Source organism: Ponticaulis sp. (assembly GCF_029210165.1).
Lineage (GTDB): Bacteria > Pseudomonadota > Alphaproteobacteria > Caulobacterales > Hyphomonadaceae > Ponticaulis.
Map to the genome: position 1 here is coordinate 21,313 of NZ_JARGNT010000004.1, position 19,785 is coordinate 41,097.

Sequence of the window (19,785 nt, forward strand, 5' to 3'; positions counted from 1 at the left end):
TCAAGCTTTATAAGTCGCTCTTAATGCTCGGTGTGAGCTTCGACTTCAGCCTCGACATCCGCTTCAACTTCTTCAGCTTCGTCGGTCATGTCTTCAACTGCGCCTTCGACAGCTTCGACGCCTTCGTCGATCATGTCGCCAGTTGCTTCAAGCATTTCGCCAGTCGCTTCAGCAGCATCTTCGGCGCCAGCTTCGATCGCCGCGCCAGCTTCAGCTGCCATTTCTTCAGTTTCGGCAGCAACTTCAGCAGCAGCCGCTTCGATTTCTGTCGGCTCTTCGCCTTCACCGCTACAAGCCGCGAGCGCGAGTGCAGCTACCGCTGCGAATACAATGTTCTTCATCTGGTTTCCCCTAATGCAAGGTCGGGATTCGACCAGTGCCTTATATACAACCTTCGAAGAATTCGCGCCACGAAAACCTAATGCAGGTCGCCAGATATAAATATAGCGTCCTACTTTTAACCAATAAATACATGGGAAGGAAACAAGAATGGGCATCAAGACACCGCTAAATACTTTACTCGGAACCGAACACCCCATCATGCTGGCTGGCATGGGAGGCGTATCCTATGCCGAGCTAGTTGCTGCAATGTCTAACGCAGGCGGCTATGGCGTGCTCGGTATGGCGGGCACAGGGCCGGACTTCATCGAAGCCCAGATCGCCAAGGTAAAAACCCTCACAGACAAGAAATTTGGCGTAGACTTGCTCGCCGCCGATCCTGAAAGCCTGGAGCGTTCCATTGATGTGATCATTGAAGGCGGCGCAGACAGCTTTGTAGCGGGTCTTGGCGTGCCAATGCCGATCATGAAGAAGCTCAAAGACGCTGGCGTGAAAGTTATGGTCGTCGGTGGTGCAGTGAAACATGCCATTAAAGCCGAGGAAGCCGGCTGTGACGCCGTTATCCTGCAAGGCGGCGAAGGTGGCGGACACACAGGTCTTGTCGGCACCCTCCCCCTCGTCGCGCAGGCCGTAGAGGCTGTGAAGATTCCGGTGATAGCTGCCGGCGGCATTTATGACGGACGCGGCATAGCAGCCGCTCTCAGCCTTGGCGCTGTAGGCGTGTGGATGGGCACGCGCTTCATCGCGTCAGCGGAGTCCCATGCCGCAGACACCTATCGCAACGCCATTGTCGGCGCGACAGACGCCGATACGACCCGCACGCGCTGCTATTCCGGCAAACCGATGCGCGTGCGCACCAACCCTTACGTGCTCGACTGGGAAAAGCGCCCGGAGGAGATCATGCCGTTCCCGCATCAGGCTATCCATTCAAGACAGGTGGATGTGCTCAGCGGTATTGCAGGCGTTACAGACGAATCCCGTCTGGATATGGAAAAGTCGTGCTTCGCTATGGGTCAGTCCGCGGGCGGCGTGAAAGAGGTGAAGCCTGTCGCAGAGATAGTGGCAGACCTGATGAGCGAAGCTGAAGCTGCTATCCGCAAGACCAACACTCTGCTGGTCTGATCAACTCATCTCAATTCAAACTACAATCCCCCCGCGCGAGTCGGGGGGCTTTTTGTTTTTGGCTTCCGCTTCTTTGCGCATGACATAATCCATCTTCGCGCGGGCCAGTTGTTTGATTTCGTCTTCAGTCGCTGTCTTAGGAGCAACAAAACGGACCTCACGGCCCGTTTCGCTGTCTATGGCTGCGATTTCAAGCGCATGGCCGACAGGCAGGATCTCGATATAGATACTGCCCTTATCGGCCATTGGCGCTTACGCTGCTTTTGGCAGACCGAGCTGCTTCCAGATCGCAAGAAGTGCAGCGACGAGGTCATTCATCATCTCTTCTGTATGGACAGGAGACGGTGTGAAGCGCAGGCGCTCAGTACCTTTAGGAACAGTCGGATAGTTGATCGGCTGAACATAAACGCCGAAGTCGTGCAGGAGCGTATCAGAGAGCGCTTTGCAGCGTTCCGGATCACCAACCATCAGCGGCACGATGTGCGTGTCTGATTCCATCAGCGGCAGGCCCGCGTCACGGAATTTCTGCTTCAGCATTTCAGCTTTTGCCTGATGTTCGGCACGCAGACGGCGGCCTTCATCTGTGCGAAGTTTCGCGACAGATTTCAGAGCGCCAGCAGCCATGACCGGGCAAGTAGACGTCGTGAAGATGAAGCCCGGCGCCATAGAGCGGATCGCGTCGACAACTGCTTCGTCAGACGCGATATAGCCACCCATCACACCGTAAGCTTTCGCCAGCGTGCCTTCGATAATGTCGATGCGGTCCATCACGCCATCGCGCTGGGCAACGCCTGCGCCTTCATGGCCATACATGCCAACAGCGTGAACTTCATCAAGATACGTGATCGCGTTGAATTCATCTGCGAGGTCGCAGAGTTCTTTCATCGGCGCGACATCACCGTCCATGGAATAGACAGACTCGAACGCGATAACTTTCGGACGGTCAGGATCGTCATTTTCCATCAGCGCACGCAGATGACCGAGGTCATTGTGCTTGAAGATACGACGGTCGCAGCCTGAACGACGAATACCCTCAATCATGGAGGCGTGGTTCAGCGCGTCAGAATAAATGATAACGTCCGGAAGAATCTTAGCGAGCGTAGAGAGCGTCGCTTCGTTAGACACATAGCCGGAAGTGAAGAGGAGCGCTGTTTCCTTACCGTGCAGGTCAGCCAGCTCACGCTCCAGATCTACGTGGAAACGGGTTGTGCCGGAGATGTTGCGTGTACCGCCAGAGCCAGCGCCGAACGTATCGACAGCTTCGTGCATCGCGTTGATCACGTCATCATCCTGGCCCATGCCAAGATAGTCGTTAGAGCACCAGACGACGATGTCTTTCTCTTCGCCGTGCTCGAAACGCGCAGTCGCACGCGGGAAAGACCCACGGTGACGCTTCAGGTCAATAAATACGCGATACCGCCCTTCTTCGCGAATGGTGCTGATCGCTTGCTCGAAAGCCTCGAGATGCTTCATTATATTTTCCTCGCGGGTGGACGTCTGGTGGTCAGCGCCCAGTATCTGGCGAACACATTACCCAAATGATCACAAAAAGAAAAAGGCCGTTTCGCCGCATGTGACAATCTAAACGCAGCGTTTTTTGGACCCGTTTTGGGAATATGCCCGTTTCCTCCTCATAGACTACTGTTTTTTATATTCTTTTAGCCTCAAAACAGCAAGAGATACCTTACTGCACTAAAATGCATGTATGTGCAAAGAATTGCCCCGTGCGACCTTTTTACCGCTCAGAATCAGAAGTCTTCTACAAAACCGGGCGATTTTTCAGTAAAATTTGCGGTGAATACAAAGGGCGATGCAAACTTTGCATGTTACGACGTGAGCTGGAAACCCGGGTGGAGACTAAGCTATGTTCAGATTCATGACCGTGATTGCAGGTGTTGCTGCCCTTGGCCTGACGGCCTCAGCGCAGAATGCATCACAGATTGCGAGCGTTCAGGCCGGTCACTCCTGCGCCGGATGCAATCTGTTTCAGGCCAACCTCTCCTATCATGATCTGCCCGCGCTGGATCTCTCCGGCTCACGCCTGCGCCAGTCTGACCTCAGCCTCTCCACGATGAATAACGTCGATTTCGAAGCGAGCGACCTCTCCATCACGAATCTGTTTGGCGCACGCTTCACTGGCGCAAACTTTCACGATGCGAATCTCAGTCGCTCTATTATGGTTGGCGCGTATTTCGGCGGCGCAAATCTGACAGGGGCCAATCTTTCAGGCGCAAACATCTCCGGCGCTGAACTTGAGACAGCGCGCGGGCTCACCCAAAGCCAACTCAACATGGCATGCGGAGATGCAGCGACGACACTTCCAAACGGCCTGTCTGTGCCCTCCTGCGCACACTAAACCTGGATAACTGCCATTCCGCTGGTCCTTACATGGAATTAAGTCGACGGCCTTTCCCAGTATGTTATCAACAGCGCATGAAACTTTTCAGCGCTCTTGCCTGTACTGTTATTGCGGCCTCCGGGTTGCATGCTCACGCCTTCCTTTTTGATGGCGGGACAACGATCATGTATCAGCCGCGCATTGGCGGCCAGCTGAATGGAAGCAACTTCACCGGCGCCAATCTGAACGGTCGCACGATGAACAACGCGCAGTTCGTAAACTGCAATATGACCAACACATCGCTTCAGGGTGCCCATGCGCCGCGCGCACACTTCGCGGACTCACGCCTTTACCGGACAAATATGTCCCGCGCTCACCTTGAGGAAGCCCGCTTTACAGAACTCACGCTCGACGAAATTCAGGCGAACCAGATTGACGCGCCAGCGCTCAATATGATGGAAGTCGTGATAGCACGTTCGAACTTCTCAGACGCTTCGCTCGTCGCCGCGAACCTTGCTGGCGTGGACGTCTCTGAATCCAACTTCCGCAAAGTGAAGTTTATCAGCGCGCATCTGGCTGATGTCCACTTTGATACCTCGAACCTGAACGAGATCGACTTCTCGGCTGCATCTCTCACAGATGTAGGCTTTGTGAATGTCGACCTGACGCAAGCAAGCTTCATTGGCGCGACACTCGCCGATGTGGACTTCAACGCCGTTATCCTCGGCGATGTAAGCTTCCTTGATGCACGGATGTTCGACATTCGCTTTGAGAATGCCGAAGGCCTTACACAGGCCTCCTTCGAAGGCGCATGTGGCGTGAGCGTACACGGCCTGCCTGAAGGCGTGACACTGCCGGTCTGCCAGTATTCAGGCTTCAGCGCCGAAGACTAATCTTCAGGCGCTGTCCTATGCCGGACATCAAGCCCCCGACGGCCCCTCATCCAGCTTTGGAAACAATCCCACAACCGATACGCCAGAGAGGTTATCTCTTGCATACTGCCCCAGCGTCCCAATGACCTTGCGGGTATTTTGAGGCGCTGCATCGAGTTCCTTCACAAACCCGTCCAATGCAGACTTTGACTTCATTGACGCGATAGCCGCCCAATTTGCCGGGATACTCACAAAACCGCCCATAAGATTTCTCCTCTGTCAGAGCATCATGCCCTTTCGGGCTAACCACAAACCACTTGTGATCAATTGCTCACTAAATACCGGAGAATAAGGCGAAATTGCGGCAATGTGATCATTTGCTTACAAACTTTCTACTCACGGCAAAATTGACTTCAGCGGTTCGCGCAACGCGAAGAGTCTGCTACCTGTTTCGACATGTCCATTTTCGGAAGGGGTGACTAATGGCTGAACTTTTTAGCATTTCCGGGCTTTCGACCCTGCTGGTTCTGATACTGCTACAAGCCGTACTTGGCTTCGATAATCTTCTTTATATCTCGATTGAATCAAAGCGTGTCGGCGAAGAAGGCGGCAAAGCCAGCATGGTTCGACGCTGGGGCATCGGCCTGGCCGTTGCGTTCCGGATTGTGTTGCTAGTTATCATTGTGAGCCTGTTTTCAGTGCTCGCAGCGCCGTTTCTGACGATCCCTCTGACAGGTATTTTCGAAGCCGAATTCAACCTTCAGAGCCTCGTTACGCTGTTCGGCGGCGGCTTCATTATCTACACCGCGATTAAAGAGATTTCGCACCTGCTCGCGGTTGAACATATCGAGCACACTGAAGGCAATAAGAAAAAATCGGTTGTTCAGGCGATCACGATGATCGTCTCCATGAACCTGGTATTCTCATTCGATTCAATTCTGTCAGCCATGGCAATTGCGAACACCCGCAATGAGGCTGGCGACATTGAGTATCAGGTTTGGATTATGGCAGTGGCCATCATCCTGTCTGGTATTGGAATGATCCTGCTCGCAGATCGCGTCGCAGAATTCCTGAAAAAGAACCGGATGTATGAGGTTCTTGGCCTCTTCATCCTGTTTATTGTAGGCGCCCTGCTCGTATCAGAGGGCGGCCACCTGGCTCATATGAAGGTGTTTGGCTATGAAATTCACGCCATCGAGAAGTCTACCTTCTACCTTGTGATTTTTGTTCTGGTCATGACGGACATCATCTCCACTAAGTACCAGAAACGGCTTTGGGCTCAGCGGGAGGCTGAACTCCGCAGCGGAGGTAGCGAGCACGCAGCCGCCGAGGCGGCCGAGGCTGCTATGCGTGGAAAACACTGAGAGAGGTAAGATCATCAATCCGGCCTTATTTTATTATCAGATCGGCATACGCAGAATGTCCTGATAGGCCTTGATGACCTGATCACGAACGGCGACGACGGTTTCCAATGTGGCTTCGGCTGCGGCAACCGCCGTCACCACATCCACAAGGTCAGCGCGGCCTGTTGCCGCCTGCACCATAGCTGTCTCTACAGTCTGCCCGGCACCAGATGCTGCAGACACTGCCTGATCCAGCATATTTCCAAAGCCTGCGCCCTGAGCCTCCTGAGCCGAGCTACTGTTCGGTGAGTTTGCGATTGTACGCGCTGTATCGAGATAGGCGCGGGCAGCAGCTAGAGAATCAATAGCCATGAGATCTTATCAACTCCAGTTTAACCGCGACGCAGAAGGTCCAGCGCGCGATTGATCATCGCTCGTGAGCCTTCGATAATGTTCAGATTCGCTTCGTATGTGCGCTGCGCTTCGCGAATGTCAGCCATTTCGATCAACGTCTGAACGTTTGGAAGCTTCACAAATCCGTTCTCATCCGCAGCCGGATGTGTGGGGTCATACTCGACAGGAAAGTCGCTCTGATCCTGAGCCGTGCGCACAACCTGAACACCATGCGCACCGGTTTCGCGATCAACCATCTCACGGAAAACCGGCATGCGGCGCTGGTACGGGTCACCGCCTGGCGTGTCGGATGTAGAGTTCGCGTTCGCGACATTCTCGGCAGCAAGACGGATACGCACAGTTTGCGCACGAAGCCCCGTAGAGGCAGCGGAAAGTGCAGAAAAAAGATCAGCAGACATGTGTTCTAACCTTCACCTTAAACCGTCATCAGGTCGGAGACCGTGATGCGAGCCGAATGAGTGAGAGCCCTTTCTGATAAAGGCTCAGTGCCGTGTCGAAATCAGCGCGTGTCTGATTGAGACGCAGCATTTGTTCTTCAACCACAACCGCGTTGCCATCCATTGTGACTTCGCTGTCAGGTGTCGACAGAGTACGCACGAGCGGTCCTGGCGCAGCGGTGCCCTGAATGTGACCGTTTTGCGTGGTCGCCAGCCCTACACTTCCGACCGATGGCTGGCTGTAGCGACTCAGCGAACGTTCGAACGCAGCCTGATCGACATCGTTGGGGACGTAACCCGGCGTGTTCGCGTTCGCGACGTTCTCAGCAACGGTCTTCTGGCGCGTCTCAAGCATGTTGAGGCGGTTGTTCAGAAGCTGGAAAACAGAAAGATCGCTCGGCAATATCATTCCGGTAAATTATGCCGAGTCAGTTAATACCTGATTAAACCTACTTAACGGCGCTCCCGCGCAACCGGTTAACAGCCCGTTAACCAATGCGCCCCAGAACTCTTAACAAAGCTTAACGGCCAGAACGGCTTATAAGAGGCGTGGTATGGATACTGTTACCGCAATGCGGGCACTCGCGGCACTGGTATTAGTGCTTGGCCTGATCGGCGGCCTCTATTGGGGCCTGCGCCGTTTCACCTCTCTCACACCCGGCGTTTCAGACAGCGGAGAGCTGCGCGTCAAATCCTGGCGCCCATTCGACAGCCGCAAAAAGCTCGCCGTCGTTCAGTGGGGGGATGAAGAGTTTCTGATTCTTACCGGCCAGACGCAGGACACGCTGATCTCCAGCCGCAAGGTTCCGGGCGACGTATCCGCCGAATCCGGAGAAGAGAACTGATATGTTGCGTATCGTTGGTCTTCTGATTCTCGGCTTGATTGCTGCTGCGGGGCTTCCGGCTCTTGCACAGGAAGTCACTGTCGATCTTGGCACCGGTGCGGGTCTGAACCGCAATATCGTTCAGCTGATCGCAATCATCACTGTCCTTAGCCTTGCGCCGAGCATTCTGGTAATGACGACCAGCTTTGTACGTATCGTTGTTGTTCTGTCTCTTCTGAGAACAGCTATCGGCCTGCAACAAAGCCCGCCAAATGCTGTCATCATTTCGCTCTCGCTGTTCCTGACTGGCTTCGTCATGGCGCCGACATTTGGCGAGGCATATCAGTCTGGTATCGCGCCTTACATGTCCCAGGCTATCGATGTTGACGACGCCATTCCGCGTACGCTCGCGCCTGTAAAAGCCTTCATGGGTGAGCATGTAAACGAGACTGATCTGGAACTTTTTGTAGGCTTTGCGAATCTCGAAACCCTTCCGGATACGGCCGCCGAAATGCCGTTCGAAGTGCTGGCCCCTGCGTTCATGATTTCAGAACTGAAGCGGGCGTTTGAAATCGGCTTTATGATCTTCCTGCCCTTCCTCATCATTGACCTTGTTGTCGCTTCGATCCTGATGAGTATGGGTATGATGATGCTGCCGCCAGTGACGATTTCACTACCGTTCAAACTGATATTCTTCGTGCTGGTCGATGGTTGGCGATTGCTGACGGGATCTCTCGTTGAAAGCTTTATCGCGGGGCCGCCCGTTCCCTAAACGGACTTCCAGAACGCTTGAATGATAGCGCCGGCCTGTTCCGGCGCTTCGACGATGCCCCAATGTCCGCAGTCTCTGAGGATATGTAGCGGGTATCGCCACTCCCGTTTAAAGCGTTCGGCAACCTCAATCCCGACGAACGGATCATGTTCGCCCCAGATCACGCATCCCTTTTTCGGTAGATTGCGAAGGTCTGCCACCCAGTCGCCGGAGAATTTCAACCCCGTTGCCGAGCGATACAATTTCAAAATGGAGTTACGCATTCGCGCATCAATCGCGCTGGCTTCGTCGTCGACAATGCTTTCCGGCATGCCGGCTTTTTGCAGCACTTCGCCCAGCTTCATAAATCGCCAGGACGCCATTGAGGCTTCACCCAGAACAGGTGTCGCCCAGAGGCGTGCCATACGATGCCCCTTATACTGACCATCAATCAGTGCGTTCGCGACAACAAAGCTTTTTACGAGATCAGGTCTGAGACTGGCCGCGCGCAGGGTCAGAAGCGCGCCCCAGTCATGACCGACGAGGCGGACCTGACCGCCCTCGCCTGCATGGTATGCCATCTGCTCTATGAGCCAGTCTGCATACTCGTCTTTAGTACACCCAAAGCCATCTGGAATGGGCGCAGCAAACCCGGGTAAAGACAATCGGACCGTTAGCGCCTCTTCCAGCCCCAGATGAGGCAGAAGCGGCGACCACATATTCGCAGTGTCCGGGACACCATGAACGAACAGGGTCTTCATGCTTATTGTGCCGGGTTATATCCTCGTTATTCGAGGTCTTCCTTCAGAATAGTCATCTGGAACTGGTAAGACGTCTCGCCTTCTTCTTCGATACGGAAGAGCAGCGCGATGAACTCGTTGTCGAGATATACCTCAAGCGAGTCAGACGTTTTTTCACGCGACTCGACCCGAATAGCCGGATTGAGCTGGGCTTTGAGATAAGCCTCTACGCGGGATGTTTCTTCTGGGCTCATTAGAGAATCCTTTTTTTGAATCTGGGCGACACAATAGTCCGGTTTGCGTCATAAAAAAAACCAGCTGGCAGCGGATAATTTCCGCTTTCCAGCTGATTTTGAGCTTGTTTCGATGGAGTTCAGAGCCTGCGATCAGGCTTCGTCATAAAAGTTCTGGTTCATGCTCTCGGCTTTGCCGCAGCACGGACCACCAACCGGACGCGCAGGGACACCTGCAACTGTACAGTTCTCACTGACCGGTTTCAGTACCACGCTGCCTGCACCGATAACGGCGCCATCACCGATATTGATATTGCCGAGCACTTTTGCGCCAACGCTGACGAGTACGCCATTGCCAATTTTCGGGTGACGGTCATCAATCTCTTTGCCTGTGCCGCCAAGCGTCACGCCTTGCATGATGGAGCAATCGTCGCCAACGACGGTCGTCTCACCGATCACAATACCGGTCGCGTGGTCGAACATTACGCCCGAACCGATCTGCGCCGCAGGATGAATATCTACGCCAAAAAGCTCCGACACACGCGACTGGAAGAAAAACGCCAGCGTGTCGCGGCCTTCATTCCAGAGCCAGTGCGCAACGCGATGCGTTTGCAGCGCCTGAAACCCTTTGAAGAAGAGAAACGGCTGAAGGAAAGAACGGCATGCAGCATCTCGATCCAGAACCGCGACCATGTCGCGTTCGGCCGCCGCTTCCAGAACCGGGTCGGCATTATAGGCATCATCAAAGATTTCGCGGATCTGCAGCGCGTTCATTTCAGAACCGGCAAGCTTCTGCGCGAGAAAGTAGGATAGCGCATCGCGAAGATGGTCATGGCTGAGAATTGCCGCGTTCAGCAGACTGGCGAGCGTTGGCTCTTCAGCCGCACTTGCTGCAGCTTCAAATCGAAGCCGCTTCCACACAGGCGGCATAGCCCCCGTCGTTTCAGGCATTGCGGGGCTGATTTCGGTCTCAATAGTCATAGACCTCTCCTATCGGTTCAGACACGGAATGCCTGTTTGTCATGACAGTTTGCCTATGTGGTGACTCAATTTCAATAAGGCAAACCTAAACAAGTCTGTGAGGTTTAAGTGAATTAACCACCCAGCGATCACGCTGACCCTGGCAGGTATTCACCTTTTCCGTCACTCTCGGGAACGTTTTTTCCGCCCATCATGTTCCGCAGCTTCATACCAAGCGAGAACATGGCTGGCGAGAAATAGAGCGCCAGCAATGCCGATCCGCCGACACCCACAGCAATAGAACTCGCCAGAGGTAGCCAGAACATATCCTTGGTGAGAATAAGCGGCACGAACCCGCCCATCGTGGTGAGCGTTGTCGCCACAATATGACGGCTCGCCTGCACCACAGTATCCACCTGCGCATCAATATCGCCTGCACGTGCGGCAGGATTTACCTGCAGCGCAGACAAAACGACAATCGTACCGTTGATGGCGATCCCCAATAGTCCCATAGCGCCGATAATGGCGTTGAAGCCCATTGGCAGACCAAACGCCCAGACACCAATGAACGCGATCCCAATGGACAGGAAGCCAGACAAGAGAACCAGAAATGACTTGCGGAACGAGTTGAACACCAGTGCGACACACCCGGCCATGGCGATAACCAGCGGCAACGCTGCACCAAAGAGATTACCCATCGCATCGCCGCGCTCTGCTGCCTCACCGCCCAGCACAATCTCATAGCCTGGTGGCAGCTCAAAACCTGCCTCATCGAGTTGAGCCTGAAACTCGGTAAACACCGGCGCTGGCAGAGCATAAGGCTCGATAGACGCGCGAATGATATTTGAACGCACGCCATTCCGATGCGTGATCACCGCGATTTGGGGGGCAAGCTCAAGATCGCCTAGCGCAGCAATGGGCGTTCCCATCGGATTATCTGGCCCAACCCCGACACGCGCATCTCGCAGACTGGACAGTGTGCCCCGACGTTCTTCCGGTGCGATCACGCGGACAGGAATCTCTTCCACGCCTTCAAGTACACTGCCCGCACGAACCCCTTCGAGTTCGGCATTCATATCAGCGGAGATATCCTGCAGACGCACTCCTGCGAGGTCAGCCGCCGCTTCGTCTGCCATCAGACGAATGGTTGGCGCCCCTGTCTCAATCGTAGACCAGGAGTAGGTCACGCCGCGCACATCATTCAGAATACGGCGCGCCTCCTCACCCAGTTCGTTGAGCGTCATGATATCGGGGCCGTTCACGAAGAACTCGATCGGCGCGTTTACCGGCGGCCCCTGCTCGAATGGCAGCGACAGGAAACGTGCCTCCGGAAATTCGTCGCGCAACTCCATTTGCAATGTCGGTACAATCTGACGGGTCTGGGCCGCTGACGATGTGGTCACCCACCCCGCCGCAAAGCCGGACACTCCGCTCTGAAAATTGAACGCGTTATAGTAGACCCGCGGCGCACCTTCACCGATGGTCCAATGCACATCCTCTATGCCCGGGTAGCTGCGAATGATCTGGGTCGCGCGTTCGGTGAGCGCCTCGGCTTCGTAAATCGTCGCGCCAGGGGGCAATTGCACATCCAGCTGGAACTGATCGCGCTCTGTCTGCGGGAAGAATTGCGATGGCATCACCGCAGCCACGAGATACATGCCAAAGCCGAACAGAGCAAAGCTCAGGAATAATGGCCCGATCGGAAAACGAAGTGATTGGCGCAGCGTCCAGCGATAGCCTTCGCTGAGGATCGGGAAGCTGAAACCGTCCCGCCACCAAACTGACTTTTCACCTTCAACGCGGTCGCGGTCGAACCAGCCTGCAAATGCTGGCACGACGGTCATAGCCAGGAAGAAGGACGAGCAGACAGCGAAGATCACCGACACGCCAATCATGCCTACGAATTCGCCCGCCCCGCCCGGTAGCATCGCGATCGGCGCAAACGCCAACGCCGTCGTCAGCGTGGATGCAAACAGCGGACCAAAAAGGTGATGAAGTGACTGCTCGATAGCTTCAGAACGACCAAGGCCATGCGCCCGCTTTTGTTCAATCTCGTCAACAACGACAATGGCGTTATCGATCAACAGGCCAAGCGCAATGACCAGTCCGGTCACGGACATCTGGTGCAGCGGCATATTGAACATCTGGAATAGGATCAGAACCAGACAGACCGAGAGCGGCAGCGCCGTTCCAACGATCAAAGCGGCACGCCAGCCCATAGACACGAACAGCACGACAAACACGATCAATGCGGACACAAGAAGGTTCTTCGCGAGACCTTCCAACCGCTCTGTCGTGTAGCCGCTCTGGTCGAACAGAACATTCACCTCAATGCCGCGCGGCGCGTTTGCTGCGAATTCCGCGACAAGCTCGCGTGCACCTTCCGCCCACTGGTCCACCCGGTTGTTCGGCTCGATATAGGCAGACACCATGATTGCAGGCCGGTCATTCCGACGCGCCAGCACACCCGGTGGCGACTGTTCGGTTTTCACGACGTCTGCGACATCTCCCACACGAATGGCCGAACCATCTGCACGCTGGATCAATGGCACTTCGCGGATGCGGGAAATCGACGTGAACTCGCCCCCCACTTCGAGGCCGAGATTGATCTCGTTATTGCGAACCTGACCGGCAGGCGCTTTTGAATCAGCCTGCGCAATAAGACCGGCGACCTGACGCACGCTAAGCCCAGCCGCAGATAGCGCTTCAGTGTCTACAACAACGCGTATCTCTTCGGTGACGAGACCAAAAACTTCGGTCTCTTCTGTCCCCGCATAATTCTGGAAACGCTCTTCCAGATCACGCGCCATACGGTTCATCACAGCGAGAGGCGCCTCACCTTCTCCGGTCCACTCAATACCTGCTGTAAGCGTTGATGCGCCGACATACTGGCGTCGTACCGTTGAGGGTTGCACGCCCTGAGGCATGTCTGCTGCGGCAAGGCCAACCTGTTGACGGATAAGCGTCCAGGCCTCGTCCACACGAGACGGGCTCAAATCTTCGCGAATGCTCAGACGGATCTGTGAAACGTTACCGCGCGATGTGGAGATCAACTCATCAATTTCAGTGAGTTCCTGAAGCCGCGTTTCAATCGGGTCGGTGACTAGCGCTTCAACACGCTCGGCATCAGCACCCGGAAAATATGTGAGAACGAAGCCGTAGCGCTCAACCAGCGTCGGATCTTCCTGCCGACCGAGATTGAGCAGCGCGCCAATGCCTGCCGCGACGATTATCAACACCATCAAAGCGGTCAGACGCGGGGTCCTGAAAAACAGCGTAGCGAGGCGCACAGTCTCAGCCCCCCATTGCGAGGTCTGTGTGGACGACAGGCGTGACATTCATTCCCGGCACCAGACGGTGAAGCCCATCCATAACGAACATGTCACCGTCATGAAGCGCACCACGAACGAAAACGCGATCTGATTCTGAATGAATGATGTCGACCAGCTGTCGGTCAATCTGATGCGCGCCACCTTCGGCCTCACGCACAACATAAACAGCCCACAGACCGCGGCTCGCCTCTGTCAGCGCCGAAATCGGCACCCACACGCCGCGCTGGTCCAGCTCTTCGCTCATATTCAGGCGTGCTGTCGCACCCGGCGCGATACCGGTTGCTTCGGGAAGCTCGAAAATCGCGGTCACCGTACGGCCATTGGTCTCAATTACACCGGTGATTGCCTTGAGACGCGCAGACACCGTGCGCCCCTGTATGCTGATCGAATAATCGTCATCAACTGAAAGGCGGGACGCGACGTCAGGCGGCAAGCCAATACGCACTTCAGGAACGCCAATTTCGACAAGCTCGAGCATTGGCTGCCCCGGCGCTGCGATAGCTCCCTCATCCACGCGGCGCTCTGTAATTACGCCGGCGAATGGCGCACGGATGGACGCCAGCTCGATCTGTACCCGCAAAGTTTGCGCCTGGGCCTCGGCGGCTGCCAGACGCGCATTCGCAGCATCGACCTGCGTCTGCACTTCATCGAAGCTCTGGCTGGAGAGGAGATCGCGCTCAATCAGGAAGGCCTGACGCTCTCTGGTCGTTTCAGCGAGTTGAACGGCCGCCTGTGCCTCGGAGGTCTGCGCGTTAGCTGCGCGAAGACGCGCATTCAGAGCACGCGTATCAAGACGGGCAAGCACCTGATTTTCTGTGACAGAATCGCCAATATCGACATTGATCGACGTGATCCGGCCACCCGTCTCAAAGCCAAGGGCGCTGGAACGGCGGGCAAGCACAATGCCGGTGAACTGCTCATCAAGCACCAGCGTATCGCGATACACGACAGGCGCAGCATTCACACTCAGTGCACGGGCACGTTCGGTCGGAATATTGACCGGACTTTCCTCACCACGCTGAACGTAGATAAACCCCGCAACCGAGAGAACCGCCACACCGATGACAGCAAGAAAGATTAGCCCACGGGCAAAAGAAGGCTGCTTCGCCCCATCCTGTGACATCGCACAGCTCCTCAGAAATTTCTGAAGAACATATATACCACTGAACACCGTTAGAAAAGTGAACAGTGTTCTTTTTTGTTTGAAGAAAAGGGTATTACGCCTGCATTTTTGCCGGGTTTTGAATGCCGCGAACCAGCTGGTCTGCGGAAAATTCCAGCACTTCCTCAACGGTCATCTGAGAGCCGTCCGCACGCGTCATGAACACAGCAGGTTGATGTATAAGCGCTTTTGCAATGCCGTGCATAGACATAGCAATCGAGATAGCCGCCATATGACAGTCCAGATCAGGACGGAAAACACCCTGCGCGACGCCATCACGCAAACCGTCACATAAAAAACGGAAAGCGACTGCACTTGGCGTGTTTTCATCCTGCATCAGCTCCGACTCGTCGGCGCAGTCGTCAACCGGACCGGACGTTGGCGTGAAGGCCGCAACATAATGGTGTGGCTTCTCCATCGCCGTACGCACATATGCTTTCGTGCAGTCTTTCACGAAAACCCAGCTGGACGGCTCGTCGCCAATCGCAGTTTCGATGTTACGCACGAGACGCATGAAGAACGCCTCTTTGAGACATCCAACAAGTTCGGTTTTGGAAGCAAAATACTTATAAATTGCGGAAGGCGAATAATCGATCTCGTCCGCAAGACGGCGAATCGACAGGCCTTCATAGCCCTCTTCCGCGAAGACGCGCTCTGCCGCTTCGAGGATCGTCTGACGGACTTTTTCGCGGCGGCGCTCTGCCGGCGTTTCCAGTTTTCTCTCTTGGGAATCAGGTGCAAATGTTGAGATATCTGAGTTCATTCCCAAGTGTGTAACTCAGTTTCAGGCGTAAAAACAGCCTTCACGCGCACGACAACACAGCACCGCAAGGAATTTCAATGAGCGATCCGGTCTTCCATCTTCCAGAAGCAAACGCCTGCCTCAGCACAGCCAGCACACCGGAGACCAGCGCAAAAACCTTGCTTAGCCAGCGACGCTCGACGCCCGTGAAGCTGATGAAGCCAGATGCGAACGGCCCCGACGCTGAAACGCTGGAAAACATCATTTCAACGGCGCTGCGTGTGCCTGACCACCGAAAGCTTGAGCCGTGGCGACTGCTGGTCATCAAAGGCGACGCACGTGAAAAACTGGGTGCATTGCTTGCCGAGAGATACGCAGAACTCAATCCTGACGCCAGTGATGCAGCACTCGCAGAAGAACGAAACCGGCCAATGCGCGCACCGCTTTGCGTGACTGTTATTTCCAGCCCCGATCACACACACAAAACACCGGTCTGGGAACAGGAATTGTCTGCAGGCGCCCTGTGCATGAACATGCTCTATGCGACGCACGTTGCGGGCTTTTCTGCGAGCTGGATATCAGAATGGTGGGCGTTCGACGAAAAAATCGACCGGGCGCTGGGCCTGCAAACAGGCGAACGCATCGCCGGACATATCTTCATTGGGCAGGCGAGCGTCAGCGAACTGTCTGAGCGCCCTCGCCCGTCCTACGCACATAAGGTCTCAACCTGGGGCTAAGCCCGCTCAACCGCGACCGCGATATGGCGCAACACCCGTTTCAGGCACCCAAAGGCCTGGCGGAATTTCGCCAGACTGCCAGAACACGTCGATAGGAATGCCACCGCGCGGATACCAGTATCCTGCGATACGGAACCATTTGGGCGCGAGCAATTCTGTAAGTCGCTTCGCAATGTAGAGCGTGCAGTCTTCATGGAACGCGCCATGGTTGCGGAAAGACTGCAAGAATAGCTTCAAGCTCTTTGATTCTACGAGGAATTCACCCGGCGCATAGTCGATTACGATATGGGCAAAATCAGGCTGGCCGGTTACCGGACAGAGCGACGTGAATTCTGGCGCAACAAAACGCGCGCAGTACAGCATGTCAGGATGCGGGTTCTGAACACGCTCCAGCTCAGCCTGTTCTGGCGTCGCCGCTGCATCAACCTTTTCACCGAGCTGATCCAGCCCTGTATAAATATCGTTCTGGCCCATTACGCCGGTCCCATAAGAAGCAAGTAAATATAGACGCAATAGCCGAGCAGCAGCACACCGCCCTCCCATCGCGCGAGTTTGCGCCCTGTAAATGCAAACAGGACGAGGAAGAACATAGATAGGATCAGGCCGCCGAGATCCCGGCTCACACTGATCTGATCAAGCGGAACGTTAAATGGCATAATACCTGACGTAATACCGAGAATACCGAACACGTTGAACGTGTTGGAGCCAAGCACGTTGCCAAGCGCGACATCCGGCTTTTTCTTGAGCGCCGCCATGACGCAAGTTACGAGCTCTGGCAGGCTCGTACCAATCGCAATAATGGTGATACCGATCACGGTTTCAGACAGCCCGACCATGCGCGCAAGCTGCACACTGCCGTCGATAAGAAACTTCGCACCCAATACGATACCAAGAAGCCCACCAATCGCCATCGGAATGGCGATCATCAGAGGAACATGCGCATCCATGATCTCTGCTTCGTCGCGGTGCAGCTCGGCAGTATCGCTATGACCGCCCTGTTTGCGGTCACTGTAGAAGCTGTAAATGATGATGCCGACAAGCGTGAGGAAGAGCGCAACGCCGGTCAGACGAGAGGCAAACCCGTTGAAGTAAATAAGCGCCGCGAGCGCCAGTGTCGCAGCAATCGCAAAAACGCCATCACGCGCCAGCGCCTTCGGATTTGTCGCGATCGGGTAGATGACCGCCGCCGTACCGAGCACAAGAAGGATGTTCGCAATATTGGATCCGAGCACGTTACCGACAGCGATACCCGGGCTATCGGACGAGACTGCGTTCAGAGACGCAACAAGTTCAGGAGCCGATGTTCCAAAGCCGACAAGCACGGCACCGATAAACAGATCAGAGACCCCGATACGGCGCGCCAGAGCCACCGATCCGCGGACAAGAAACTCTCCGCCCAGGATCAGGCCAACAAGCCCTCCGATGATCATCAACCACATCATGCTTTCAAACCCACGCTAATTGGGCTTCCTTATGGACGACTCGGTCGTCGGTTCCAAGGTTAGCCGCAGCGATTACAAATGGTATGTTCAGGGGAGAAACGCAAATGTCCATTTCAACAGATTTATCAGGTCGCGTTGCAATTGTTACAGGCTCGGCAACAGGGCTTGGCGCAAGCATAGCGAAGCGTCTTGCCGAGGCTGGCGCCAATGTCGTGATCAACTATTCACGCAGCAGCACAGAGGCTGAAGCCACCGCAGACGAATGCCGCGCCTTCGGAGTGGACGTCCACTGCGTTCAGGCCGATGTGTCCGAAGACGCCGACTGCCGCAAACTGGCTCAGGTCGCGTCGCAATACGGGCGGCTGGATGTACTCGTCAATAATGCAGGCATCACAAAACAGGTGCCGAACCATGCTGACCTTGGCGGTCTGGATAAGGATGACTTCCTGCGTCTGTATTCGGTAAATGTCGTCGGCCCGTTCATGATGGTGCGCGCAGCTGAAGACCTGCTACGCGCAGCGCACGAGAAAACCGGCATCGCAAGCGCCGTTCTCAACACCTCCTCTATTGCAGGCGTGACAGGGATAGGATCATCGGTCGCGTATGCTGCGAGTAAGGGCGCATTCAATACGATGACGTTATCTCTCGCACGCGCGCTCGCGCCCGCAATCCGTGTCAATGCAATCTGCCCGGGCTTTATCGGTACGCGCTGGTTCAAGGATTATATGGGCGAAGAGAAATATAACCGGATGGAAGCATCGGTTCGCGCCGCGACCCCGCTGCAACATGCCTGCGATGCGGACGACATTGCGGACTCGGCAATGTTCTTCCTGACAGACGCATCCAGGCACGTCACGGGCGAAACACTTTTAACCGATGCGGGAACCCATTTGGGGTTTGCGCCGTTGAAGGCGCGATAGACGAATAATACGGCATTCACCTGAAATGCCGATTCGCAATCGTTGCAAGAAAGCAACACAAAATCACCTGAAAGCGGTCACTCACAACACTCTTTTCATTACATAAATTACAGAAACGCCGGATATTTTGTGTCAAATTTGCAACGATTTGACACAAAATATTCACCAAAATTCTGAAAGGTAAATGCGCACGATCTGTGACCAATTCGAATTTTTGGTGCTTACGTCTTGTGCACACTGAATATTTTCAATCAGGCAGCAACAAACGTACTTGCTGAACAGGCCCCCGATTAACAATTTGCGTTCAGGCATCGAGGTATCACGCGGTGACTTTAGCGCAGTTAAGGTTATTGTCCGTGCCACATGCTTGTGCGTCTAGGCGTGCGGTTTGTAAAAACATGGGGAAACATAATGATCCGTAAAATTCTGCTTGCTGGCGCTGCCAGCCTCGCAATCGCAGCACCTGCTGTTGCACAAGAAGTTTCCGTAAGCGGTAACGTTGCTATTTCTACTGACTACGTTTGGCGTGGTGTATCCCAGACGAATGGCGACATGGCTATCTCTGGCGGCTTCGACCTCGAGTCTGGTGGCTTCTATGCCGGTACTTGGGTTTCTAACGTTGATTTCAACGACTCTGCAGACACAAACATCGAGTGGGACTTCTACGCAGGTTTCGCTGGTGATCTGACAGAAAACGTCGGCTTCGACATCGGTCTGATCTACTACGCTTACCCAGACTCCTCTGGTCTGGACTATGACTTCGTAGAACTCTACGGCGGCCTCTCTACTGAGCTCGGCGCAGGCGTTGGCCTCTCTGGTTACATCTACTGGGATCCAGACAACGAAAACATCTACGTCGAAGCAGCAGCTGGTTACGCTCTGACAGAAACACTCGGTGTTGACGCAACTGTTGGTAACTACTCCTTCGATGGCGGTGGCGACTACACAACATTCTCTGTTGGTGCGACTCTCGCAACTTCAGTTGGTCTCGACCTCGACTTCCGTTACTGGGACACAGACATCACTGGTGCTGACGACGCATTCGTCTTCACAGTGTCTAAAGCTCTGTAATTTCTT

At 54.8% G+C, this 19,785-nt stretch carries 24 protein-coding genes; 9 read left to right on the top strand and 15 right to left on the bottom strand.

Going from position 1 to position 19,785, the window contains the following annotated elements; genetic code table 11:
- Window positions 1–20 precede the first annotated feature (20 nt).
- Window positions 21–341: a lipoprotein gene (locus tag P1U45_RS16035; protein WP_301059956.1), complete on the bottom strand. Its 321-nt coding sequence runs from the start codon at window positions 339–341 to the stop codon at window positions 21–23.
- A gap of 148 nt (window positions 342–489) precedes the next feature.
- Here P1U45_RS16035 and P1U45_RS16040 point away from each other — a divergent pair, with 148 nt between their 5' ends.
- Window positions 490–1,461 carry a nitronate monooxygenase gene (locus P1U45_RS16040; protein WP_301059957.1) on the top strand — a complete coding sequence of 324 codons (972 nt, stop codon included), beginning with the start codon at window positions 490–492 and terminating at the stop codon, window positions 1,459–1,461.
- A 15-nt stretch (window positions 1,462–1,476) separates the two neighbouring features.
- Here the strand turns inward: P1U45_RS16040 and P1U45_RS16045 are convergent, their stop codons facing one another.
- A complete protein-coding gene (locus tag P1U45_RS16045) occupies window positions 1,477–1,707 on the bottom strand; it encodes a hypothetical protein (protein WP_293608334.1) in 231 nt (76 codons plus the stop codon).
- 6 nt (window positions 1,708–1,713) lie between these two features.
- Complete coding sequence (gene hemA, locus P1U45_RS16050; protein ID WP_022695788.1) at window positions 1,714–2,934, bottom strand: 5-aminolevulinate synthase; 1,221 nt, start codon at window positions 2,932–2,934, stop codon at window positions 1,714–1,716.
- 391 nt (window positions 2,935–3,325) lie between these two features.
- On the opposite strand from hemA, the gene P1U45_RS16055 reads away from it, so the two are divergent.
- Both P1U45_RS16055 and P1U45_RS16060 read left to right on the top strand, forming a co-directional pair.
- The gene (locus P1U45_RS16055; protein WP_301059958.1) at window positions 3,326–3,817 is read left to right on the top strand and encodes a pentapeptide repeat-containing protein; all 492 of its coding nucleotides are present in this window, start codon (window positions 3,326–3,328) and stop codon (window positions 3,815–3,817) included.
- 167 nt (window positions 3,818–3,984) lie between these two features.
- Window positions 3,985–4,692 (top strand): pentapeptide repeat-containing protein, encoded by a 708-nt coding sequence (locus P1U45_RS16060; protein ID WP_301059959.1) that lies wholly within the window; start codon window positions 3,985–3,987, stop codon window positions 4,690–4,692.
- 27 nt (window positions 4,693–4,719) lie between these two features.
- Here the strand turns inward: P1U45_RS16060 and P1U45_RS16065 are convergent, their stop codons facing one another.
- The gene (locus P1U45_RS16065) at window positions 4,720–4,935 is read right to left on the bottom strand and encodes a hypothetical protein (protein ID WP_301059960.1); all 216 of its coding nucleotides are present in this window, start codon (window positions 4,933–4,935) and stop codon (window positions 4,720–4,722) included.
- 218 nt (window positions 4,936–5,153) lie between these two features.
- Between P1U45_RS16065 and P1U45_RS16070 the strand changes: the two genes are divergently transcribed.
- Window positions 5,154–6,035, top strand: a complete 882-nt coding sequence (locus P1U45_RS16070) for a tellurium resistance protein TerC (protein ID WP_301059961.1) — start codon at window positions 5,154–5,156, stop codon at window positions 6,033–6,035.
- A 36-nt stretch (window positions 6,036–6,071) separates the two neighbouring features.
- Here the strand turns inward: P1U45_RS16070 and fliE are convergent, their stop codons facing one another.
- The 3 genes from fliE to P1U45_RS16085 are packed head-to-tail and all read right to left on the bottom strand — an operon-like array spanning window position 6,072 to window position 7,268.
- The gene (gene fliE / locus P1U45_RS16075) at window positions 6,072–6,386 is read right to left on the bottom strand and encodes a flagellar hook-basal body complex protein FliE (RefSeq protein WP_022695793.1); all 315 of its coding nucleotides are present in this window, start codon (window positions 6,384–6,386) and stop codon (window positions 6,072–6,074) included.
- Window positions 6,387–6,406: 20 nt separating this feature from the next.
- A complete protein-coding gene (flgC, locus tag P1U45_RS16080) occupies window positions 6,407–6,826 on the bottom strand; it encodes a flagellar basal body rod protein FlgC (RefSeq protein WP_293608339.1) in 420 nt (139 codons plus the stop codon).
- A gap of 28 nt (window positions 6,827–6,854) precedes the next feature.
- On the bottom strand, window positions 6,855–7,268 hold the full coding sequence (locus P1U45_RS16085) for a flagellar basal body protein (protein ID WP_301059962.1): 414 nt from the start codon (window positions 7,266–7,268) through the stop codon (window positions 6,855–6,857).
- Window positions 7,269–7,419: 151 nt separating this feature from the next.
- Between P1U45_RS16085 and P1U45_RS16090 the strand changes: the two genes are divergently transcribed.
- Both P1U45_RS16090 and fliP read left to right on the top strand, forming a co-directional pair.
- Window positions 7,420–7,710: a flagellar biosynthetic protein FliO gene (locus P1U45_RS16090; protein WP_301059963.1), complete on the top strand. Its 291-nt coding sequence runs from the start codon at window positions 7,420–7,422 to the stop codon at window positions 7,708–7,710.
- A 1-nt stretch (window position 7,711) separates the two neighbouring features.
- Window positions 7,712–8,461 carry a flagellar type III secretion system pore protein FliP gene (fliP, locus tag P1U45_RS16095; RefSeq protein ID WP_301059964.1) on the top strand — a complete coding sequence of 250 codons (750 nt, stop codon included), beginning with the start codon at window positions 7,712–7,714 and terminating at the stop codon, window positions 8,459–8,461.
- Here the strand turns inward: fliP and P1U45_RS16100 are convergent.
- From P1U45_RS16100 to P1U45_RS16125, 6 genes are all read right to left on the bottom strand, one after another.
- A complete protein-coding gene (locus tag P1U45_RS16100; protein WP_301059965.1) occupies window positions 8,458–9,201 on the bottom strand; it encodes an alpha/beta hydrolase in 744 nt (247 codons plus the stop codon). The genes fliP and P1U45_RS16100 overlap by 4 nt on opposite strands.
- A gap of 26 nt (window positions 9,202–9,227) precedes the next feature.
- Window positions 9,228–9,434 carry a DUF3126 family protein gene (locus P1U45_RS16105; RefSeq protein ID WP_022695799.1) on the bottom strand — a complete coding sequence of 69 codons (207 nt, stop codon included), beginning with the start codon at window positions 9,432–9,434 and terminating at the stop codon, window positions 9,228–9,230.
- A gap of 132 nt (window positions 9,435–9,566) precedes the next feature.
- Window positions 9,567–10,394 carry a serine O-acetyltransferase gene (gene cysE, locus P1U45_RS16110; RefSeq protein ID WP_301059966.1) on the bottom strand — a complete coding sequence of 276 codons (828 nt, stop codon included), beginning with the start codon at window positions 10,392–10,394 and terminating at the stop codon, window positions 9,567–9,569.
- A gap of 128 nt (window positions 10,395–10,522) precedes the next feature.
- Complete coding sequence (locus P1U45_RS16115) at window positions 10,523–13,711, bottom strand: efflux RND transporter permease subunit (protein ID WP_301059967.1); 3,189 nt, start codon at window positions 13,709–13,711, stop codon at window positions 10,523–10,525.
- Window positions 13,668–14,828, bottom strand: coding sequence for an efflux RND transporter periplasmic adaptor subunit (locus tag P1U45_RS16120; protein WP_301059968.1), 1,161 nt, complete (start codon window positions 14,826–14,828; stop codon window positions 13,668–13,670). The genes P1U45_RS16115 and P1U45_RS16120 overlap by 44 nt, the downstream gene beginning before the upstream one ends.
- Before the next feature lie 94 nt (window positions 14,829–14,922).
- On the bottom strand, window positions 14,923–15,630 hold the full coding sequence (locus P1U45_RS16125) for a TetR/AcrR family transcriptional regulator (protein ID WP_301059969.1): 708 nt from the start codon (window positions 15,628–15,630) through the stop codon (window positions 14,923–14,925).
- Window positions 15,631–15,707: 77 nt separating this feature from the next.
- Between P1U45_RS16125 and P1U45_RS16130 the strand changes: the two genes are divergently transcribed.
- Window positions 15,708–16,346: a nitroreductase gene (locus P1U45_RS16130; protein ID WP_301059970.1), complete on the top strand. Its 639-nt coding sequence runs from the start codon at window positions 15,708–15,710 to the stop codon at window positions 16,344–16,346.
- Window positions 16,347–16,352: 6 nt separating this feature from the next.
- Here the strand turns inward: P1U45_RS16130 and queF are convergent, their stop codons facing one another.
- Window positions 16,353–16,820 carry a preQ(1) synthase gene (queF, locus tag P1U45_RS16135; RefSeq protein ID WP_301059971.1) on the bottom strand — a complete coding sequence of 156 codons (468 nt, stop codon included), beginning with the start codon at window positions 16,818–16,820 and terminating at the stop codon, window positions 16,353–16,355.
- Window positions 16,820–17,788, bottom strand: a complete 969-nt coding sequence (locus P1U45_RS16140; protein ID WP_301059972.1) for a calcium/sodium antiporter — start codon at window positions 17,786–17,788, stop codon at window positions 16,820–16,822. Before P1U45_RS16140 ends, queF begins: the two co-directional genes overlap by 1 nt.
- 104 nt (window positions 17,789–17,892) lie before the next feature.
- Between P1U45_RS16140 and P1U45_RS16145 the strand changes: the two genes are divergently transcribed.
- Window positions 17,893–18,708 (top strand): glucose 1-dehydrogenase, encoded by an 816-nt coding sequence (locus tag P1U45_RS16145; protein WP_301059973.1) that lies wholly within the window; start codon window positions 17,893–17,895, stop codon window positions 18,706–18,708.
- A 411-nt stretch (window positions 18,709–19,119) separates the two neighbouring features.
- Window positions 19,120–19,779, top strand: coding sequence for a TorF family putative porin (locus P1U45_RS16150; RefSeq protein WP_301059974.1), 660 nt, complete (start codon window positions 19,120–19,122; stop codon window positions 19,777–19,779).
- Window positions 19,780–19,785 lie beyond the last annotated feature (6 nt).